The organism is Paracraurococcus lichenis (genome assembly GCF_030657435.1).
GTDB lineage: Bacteria > Pseudomonadota > Alphaproteobacteria > Acetobacterales > Acetobacteraceae > Paracraurococcus > Paracraurococcus lichenis.
Genome location: NZ_JAUTWS010000162.1, coordinates 1 through 6,608 on the forward strand (window position 1 = coordinate 1; position 6,608 = coordinate 6,608).

The 6,608-nt window shown below is 67.6% G+C and carries 6 protein-coding genes; 1 reads left to right on the plus strand and 5 read right to left on the minus strand.

The features are described 5' to 3' along the window. The first annotated feature begins 159 nt into the window (after positions 1-159). Positions 160-672 carry an ATP-binding protein gene (locus Q7A36_RS41895; RefSeq protein ID WP_370655782.1) on the plus strand — a complete coding sequence of 171 codons (513 nt, stop codon included), beginning with the start codon at positions 160-162 and terminating at the stop codon, positions 670-672. A 9-nt stretch (positions 673-681) separates the two neighbouring features. Here Q7A36_RS41895 and Q7A36_RS37655 read toward each other — a convergent pair whose 3' ends face one another. The 5 genes from Q7A36_RS37655 to Q7A36_RS37675 form a co-directional block, all read right to left on the minus strand. Further along, positions 682-2,724: an alkyl/aryl-sulfatase gene (locus Q7A36_RS37655; protein WP_305108930.1), complete on the minus strand. Its 2,043-nt coding sequence runs from the start codon at positions 2,722-2,724 to the stop codon at positions 682-684. A gap of 62 nt (positions 2,725-2,786) precedes the next feature. Then, positions 2,787-3,821, minus strand: coding sequence for a DUF1254 domain-containing protein (locus Q7A36_RS37660; protein WP_305108931.1), 1,035 nt, complete (start codon positions 3,819-3,821; stop codon positions 2,787-2,789). Between the two features lie 23 nt (positions 3,822-3,844). Then, positions 3,845-5,284: a DUF1254 domain-containing protein gene (locus Q7A36_RS37665; RefSeq protein WP_305108932.1), complete on the minus strand. Its 1,440-nt coding sequence runs from the start codon at positions 5,282-5,284 to the stop codon at positions 3,845-3,847. 30 nt (positions 5,285-5,314) lie between these two features. Next, entirely contained in the window at positions 5,315-6,088 is a 774-nt protein-coding gene (locus Q7A36_RS37670) for a hypothetical protein (RefSeq protein WP_305108933.1), read from the minus strand. A 12-nt stretch (positions 6,089-6,100) separates the two neighbouring features. Continuing rightward, positions 6,101-6,608 (minus strand): hypothetical protein (locus tag Q7A36_RS37675; protein WP_456306844.1); only part of this gene is annotated, 508 nt, incomplete at its 5' end.

A 6,608-nucleotide genomic window follows, 5' to 3' on the forward strand; every position in this document is an offset into this window, starting at 1 on the left:
GCCAAGGGCTTTCGCAAGTTGAAGGCGAAGCGACACCTTCCGGCGCTCCGCGCCGCCCTCATCGTTCATCGTGCGAAGACCAAAGCTAACGCGCCGATTGCTCAGCAGCCACGCGCCGCATAAGGTCACCTCGGGTCGCGTCGCCCGCCGTCCTCAACATTGGGCGGGGCATCCCCCCGGCACAGCGGCGCACACACGGTGGCCGTGCGCCTCCGGGTCATGCCGGGCCATTTCGCCGAGCTGTGCCTGGAGGACGATGGCCGGGGTTTCAGCGACGCGTGCGCGCCGGCCGACGACCCGCGAGCGGTTGGGGTCGGCATACCCGGCATGCGCGCGCGGGTTCGCCAGCTGGGCGGCACGCTGCGGATCGAATCCGGTCACGGTGGGACGGTCGTGCAGGCGACGGTCCCGCTGCATACCAGCGATCACTGGCCAGGCGGAAACCAGGAAAGAGCGCGGGATGATGTCCGCCGCACCAGGGTTCTAGCGGCTGCCTCGCGAGACGTGGCGCGGAGAGTCCGGGAGGACTCGGCGCGCCTGCGCGCAGCGTCGGCCGAGCTTCAGGAGCGCACGGCCGCCAACTGTCGGAACCTGATCGTGCGACAGGCCACGGGCCTGCCACGGACCGAACGGGACGCGGCGGCTCCGGTCCAAGGCGCGACGAAACCCTGAGCACGCCCGTCAGGGCGTGATGATGTTGAACCAGAACGGGAAGTTGTCGAACAGGCCGACGAACTCCCGCACGGCGTCCCTGCGGCCATCGACCCGGATGGCGCCCGACGACATGGCTTGGTCCACCGGCAGCTCACCTGCCTGCACCTGATCGAAAGTCTCCTTGGTCAGGGTCAGCTTGGCTTCCGTTGTGGTCGGCTTCTTCGTGTAGTTGAGGACGCTGTTCTCGACCAGCAGCGCATAAGCCTGGTTCAAGTCGCTGAACTCGATCGTCAGCGACAGCGCCTTGCCCGCGGCCCGCTCGGCATTGAGCTTCACTGCGAGATAGTCGAACGTCATCTCCGGCGGCATCGCCCGTACCGTGTCCGGACCGGAGGTGTTGAGTTCGCCGGCACTCGGTACGCCGCGCCGCAGCTCCAGCGCGCCCTGCAGATAGATCGAGCGCCAGGGCCCAGACTCGGCCTGGTAGCCCATCTGCTCATACGCGTCTGCCAACACCTCCCTGGCATCGCGGTTGCTCGCGTCGGCGAAGACGACGTGCTTCAGCGCCTCCGCCACCCAGCGGTACTCGCCCCGCTCGAAATCGGCGCGTGCGTTCTGCAGGATCGCTGCCGCGCCGCCCATGTACTCGACGTACTTCCTGGCCGCCTCCTCCGGCGGTAACTGGTCGAGTGTCGATGGGTTGCCATCATAGAAGCCCATGTAGCGCTGGTAGACGGCGCGCGAATTGTGCTTCAGCGAGCCATAGTAGCCGCGGTTGAACCACGCCCTGTCGAGCTCCGGCGGCAGCCGGATCATGTTGGAGATCTCGACCCCGGTGTAGCCTTTGTTCATCAGGTGAACGGATTGGTCGTGGATGTATTTGTACAAATCGCGCTGCTTCTTCCAGTAATCAATGATTTTGGCGTTTCCCCACATCGGCCAGTGGTGCGCCTGGAACTTCACGTCCGTAGCGTCGCCGTAGAGCTCGATCGTCTCGTTGATGAACTTCGCCCAGGCCAGTCCGTCGCGCACCACCGCTCCGCGCAGGGTGAGGAGGTTGTGCATCGTGTTGGTCGTGTTCTCCGCCATCCACATGGCGCGGAACTGCGGAAAATAGGTGTTCATCTCCGCCGGTGCCTCCGTGCCCGGGGTCATCTGGAACACCAGGCGGACGCCGTCGATGGTCAGTTCCTCGCCGGTCCGCGTGATCTCGCGGGTCGGCACCAGCAGGCCGCCGTTCCCATGCCCGACCGTCTGGCCGAGGCCGGCGTTCACGCCGCCCTGCACATTGCGAGGCAGCAGGGGGCCGTACATGTAGACACCGCGCCGCGCCATGGCGTTGCCGGCGATGACGAACTCGCTGATCGCATGTTCGGTGAATCCCACCGGCGCGATGATCTGCACCTTGCCGGCGCGCACATCGGCTTCCTCGACTAGGCCTCGCACGCCACCGTAGTGATCGCCGTGGCTGTGGCTGTAGACCACGGCATGAACTGGCCGCCGGCCGAGATGCTGGCTCACCAGCTCAAGGGCCGCCTTCCCGGTCTCGAGATTGCTGCCGGTGTCGAGAACAATCCAGCCGGTGTCGCCCTGGACGAAGGTGACGTTGGCGAGGTCATGGCCCCGCACCTGGAAGATGCGGTCGTGCACACGGAACAGCCCGTACTGCATGCAGAGCTGGGCGTTGCGCCAGAGGCTCGGGTTCACCGTGTCCGGCGCGGGCCTGTCAACCGCGATGAAGGACTTGTATGCTTCCAGATCCCAGACGACCCCGCCCTTCGCGTCCCGGATGGTCAGCGTGTCCGGTCGCGCGATCAGGCCGCGCGTCGCGTTTTCGAAGTCGTCGCGGTCATTGAAATTCAGGGCATTCCGGACCGCGTCGTTCGCGGCCTTGGTGGCCGCCGTGGCCGGCTTGGCCTGCGTCCCGCCCGCCGCCGGCTGCGCCTGGGCTGACCCGACGAGGCGCGACGGCAAGCCAAGCGCCACAAGCGCCGAGCTCGCCATCATCATCTGGCGCCGGTCGAGGCCCATCCGTGCAGCAGCATCGGGTTGGGGAAGGTCTTTGGCCATTTGTCCTCTCCATCGCTGTATGCGTCACTCAGGGCGGATCGAGGGGCCGAAGGCCGCGCCCGTCATCCGGCGGGTCGCGCCTCGGGGAACCGCCAGCGCCCGTCCAGGATCTCGGCCGGCGGGCGGTAGAGGCGGACCATGTAGTTCCAGCCCGGCATGATCGGCAGGCAGTTCGGCACCCGTCCGTCACAGCCGCCGAACTGCACCCGCACCGCCTCGTTGCCGGCCTGCTGCGCCGTGAGGCTGTTAAGCGAATAGGCGTGCAGCGGATTGGCCTGGAAATAGCCCTCCGCATTGTAGACGCTGACTGACCAAAAGCCGTCGACGGGCACCTGGCCGACATCGAGGCGGTACAGTGTGTCGCCGTCGTTCCGACCGGGCACGACGTTGAGGTAGAGCGCTTCGGTCTCCGGATTGCCGCCCCAGGCTGAGGCCGTCCCGATCAGGTGCCGCACCGGATCGACCCTGTCCCGGGTGCCGAACATACGCCGCGTGTCGGGCAGGGTCTCCGCAAGCCCGAGCAGCAAGGTCCGCACCTTCGCCAACCTCTCCTGGTCCCAGTCCGGCGCCTCGAATCGGCCGGGCCCCGCCTGCGCGACGGCGATCGCGTCCTGTAGGGCATGCACCCGGCGGGCGTCCTCCGGATCCGACGGGTCGATCAGGATGCGGACGCCGACCAGGGCGTAGCGCGTGCCGACCCACTCTCGCGCCACGATGTGGCGGCCCGCGCCGTAGTGGACGGCAGGCGTGTAGTGATCCTCGGAGATCACCTGCATGGAAAGGAAGCGGTTGCCCGGGTCAGGCAAGGTGATGGTGACCGGACCGGCCTCCAGGTCGAAGACGCCACTGGAATAGAGCGTGTCGCGGTTGGCGCGGATGACGGTCTGCGCGTCGATCGGCATGGGGGTGCGGTGGTGTTCGAGGCGCCCGCGCCCCGCCCGCTGCACGGAGCCGGCGAAGTAGCGGTCGGTTTCCGCCCGGACGAAGTTGTCGGGCGTGACGGCGACCGGCGTCGGCGATGGCCCCTGCGCCGGTGCGGCCTGCGCCACCAGCGCGAAGATGATGGCGAGTGCCGTGCCCTTCAGCTGCCGATCCATGGCGTCCTCCCATTGCCCGCGCATCACAACCCCATCCGCTCGATATCTGGCAGCCGCCAGGTCTTGTCGAAGAGCGGGCGCTCGGGGCCGTAGAAGCGGAACATCAATTCGAACCCGCTGCCGGTGCGCGTCGGCACCCAGTTGTCGCGCCACCCTTCGGGCGCAGTCGGACCGAAGAAGATGTCCGTCGATCCATCGGCGTTTGCCCGCAGCGCCGGCGTGTTGGACGCGCGGCTCGACCAGTCGAGACCGCGGATCAGCGCGTGCGTGGCGCGGTCATAGGCCGTGACCGACCAGTAGAGCCGCACCGGCGCCCTGGCCGGCACGGTGAGGCGGTAGATGCCGCCGCCGTCGAGCGGCTGCCCGGCCTTGTCGCGCAGGGCTACCAGGTAGAACTGGCCCTCGCCGAGGCGCTTCGCGCTGAAGTATCCCATGGCGTAGAGGATGCCGCGCTCGTCGGCAGGGTAGCTGTTGCGGTCGGCGAAGTTCGACTGCAGGCCCCGGAGAAGATTGGGCCGTACCGGCAGGGCCCATTGAGTGCCTTCAAAGTAGGGCGGCGAGAATAGCGCCTCGTAGCCGGCGTCGAGGAAGGCGTGCGCCTCGCGGGCGCCGGTGGCGAGGATCTCCTCCGTCCGCGCATCGGGATTGAAGGCCCTGCCCTTCTCGATGCCAAGGCTGCGCAGCGGGTCGACCATCGCGCGATCGCGCTCGATCCATGGCTCGCGCTGCACGAAGCGGTCGAGCGCACGGAAGAAGCGCGCATCATAGGGAATGGTGCTGTCGAACAGCACCTCGGCAGCGTCCACGAAACGCGTCGGTGGCGGGCTTGCGGCCTGCGCGACCGGGTAGACGCGGACGCGCTGCCCGTAGGCGACAGCCCTGCCGAGGTCGGCGTCGCTGTGGCCGCGGAGGTTGGAGCGGAGCAACGCGAAACCAGCATGGGTCCCCGAAGGCAGGGCGATCATGCCCTCCGGCGTCGCCCCTTGGTGGTCCGGCGGCAAGATGAGGTACTTGCCGCCGGCGCCCTTATCGGCGCCGGCCGGGCCGACATCCTCGAGCGCGGTCTGCCAGCCATCGTCGATGCTGCCGGTGATCGAACTGCCCTCCTCGGCGGGCGGGATCTCGAGTACGACGGGGCCGGCATCCTTCGTGTCATAGAAGGGCATGAGGTAGATGGTGTCGGGGTTTGGCGTCAGCGTCTGGTTCTTCCAGCTCAGCGGGCGCGACCAGTAGACCACCTGGTTGAACGCCGCCCCAGCGCCCCGCATGGCCTGCGCCATCAGCTCGAAGTTGACTGCCGGCATGCCCCAGATGACGGCCTCGACGGCGCGGCGATGCAACGCGCGCTCGCGCGGAGTTACGAGTGACGGTGTGAGGGGTGGCGCCGGCTGGCCTTCCGCCTGGACCGGCAGGAACGGCGCGGCCAGCGCCGGCAGGAGCCTGCGCGGCAGGGGATTCCTCATCGGCCACGTTCCTTGCTGGCTGCGCATGCGTCAGAACCGAACATTCAGGCCGAAGACCGGCCCGTGCATCGTGACGTCCCATACGAGCTTTGCGCTCTCGTAGTCCTGCGACAAGGCGCGGTAGCCAAAGTAGACCGTGCTCTCGTGCCCGAACATCTCGAAGCTGTAGCCCACGGTGGAATAGAGCTGCCACGCGACGCGTGTGCCACCGATGCCTCCCCCAACATCGCCGCGTAGCGTATAGTCCCAGCGCGGAGCGAGCCGGCCACGGAGCCGCAGCCCGACGAAGGGATCCACCCAGTCGGTCGTACTCTTCGCTGTCGAAATGCCAACGAGGGACACCTTGTTGTAGAGATGCGTCCAGCGGCCGCCGCCGATGACGTCGAGCGCCCAAGGGTGCGCATCACTGGCCCCAAAGCGTCCGTTCGCCACCTCGTAGGCCGCGCCGAATTCCAACAGCCCGACCACGCTCGTCGCGTCGACGGTCGCTGGACCCAGCCGCACGTCGTCATAGCCTAGCTTCGAATAGAGGCCGTCCAGGAACAGTCCGAGCTGGCCACGGCGAAGCTCGCCGCGCGCCATGAATCCGAGCGCAGAGTCCGATTGGTGCAGCGTGTCCGAGAAGCTGTTGTCCACGCTGACGACGTTCGGACCCGCGCCGATCCGCCCGGTGACGGCGCTGATCCAGCCATAGGTGGTGAGGTCGAAGGTCCAGCCGCCGGGCGGGGCTGCGGGCTGGGAGCGGCCGGTCGACGGCAGCAGGATAATGGCGATCGCGGCGAAACAGGAAAGCGTCGTTCGCATGCCGGCCGATCCCTAACGAAGAACGAGGACGACGTTGAAGCGTAGGCCCCATTGTGGCGCGTCGCGCGGACCGTCGAGCCAGTATCGCGCCTGTGCGACGAGGTTGACGGGGACCTCTCCGATCTTGACCAGCTGGCTGGCGCCCGTGCCGATCGGCAGCGTCCACTGCCGAGCGGTCCATTCGTAGCTCGCCTCCAGCGTCGCGGTGAGCGCGAAGCCGCTGCTGAAGTTGTGCGACACGAAAGGCTGCAGGAAAGTCTGATTGAGGGAAGGTCGGCCTTGCCGGCTTGCTGAATCGGCAACGCCCGAGAGGTGGTTTGCGAGGGCACCGAAGGTCCAGGGCCCCAAGGTCTGGACCAGCACGCCGGTCGGCCCAAGGCCCCATTGCCGGGACTGAAGGGTGGGGCGCGTCGCGGTTGGCCACAGCACGGCGGGCCCAAGGCCCCAGGTCAGCCCCGGCACGCCCGACCGGCGCGAGAGGAAGAAGCTCTGCGTCGTGTCACCGAGGCCCGCCTCGTGA

Excerpts from the sequence above, each read along its gene's own strand:
- Q7A36_RS37655 (WP_305108930.1), bottom strand. The coding sequence starts at position 2,724 with ATGGCCAAAGACCTTCCCCAACCCGATGCTGCTGCACGGATGGGCCTC.
- Q7A36_RS37660 (WP_305108931.1), bottom strand. The coding sequence starts at position 3,821 with ATGGATCGGCAGCTGAAGGGCACGGCACTCGCCATCATCTTCGCGCTG.
- Q7A36_RS37665 (WP_305108932.1), bottom strand. The coding sequence starts at position 5,284 with ATGAGGAATCCCCTGCCGCGCAGGCTCCTGCCGGCGCTGGCCGCGCCG.
- Q7A36_RS37670 (WP_305108933.1), bottom strand. The coding sequence starts at position 6,088 with ATGCGAACGACGCTTTCCTGTTTCGCCGCGATCGCCATTATCCTGCTG.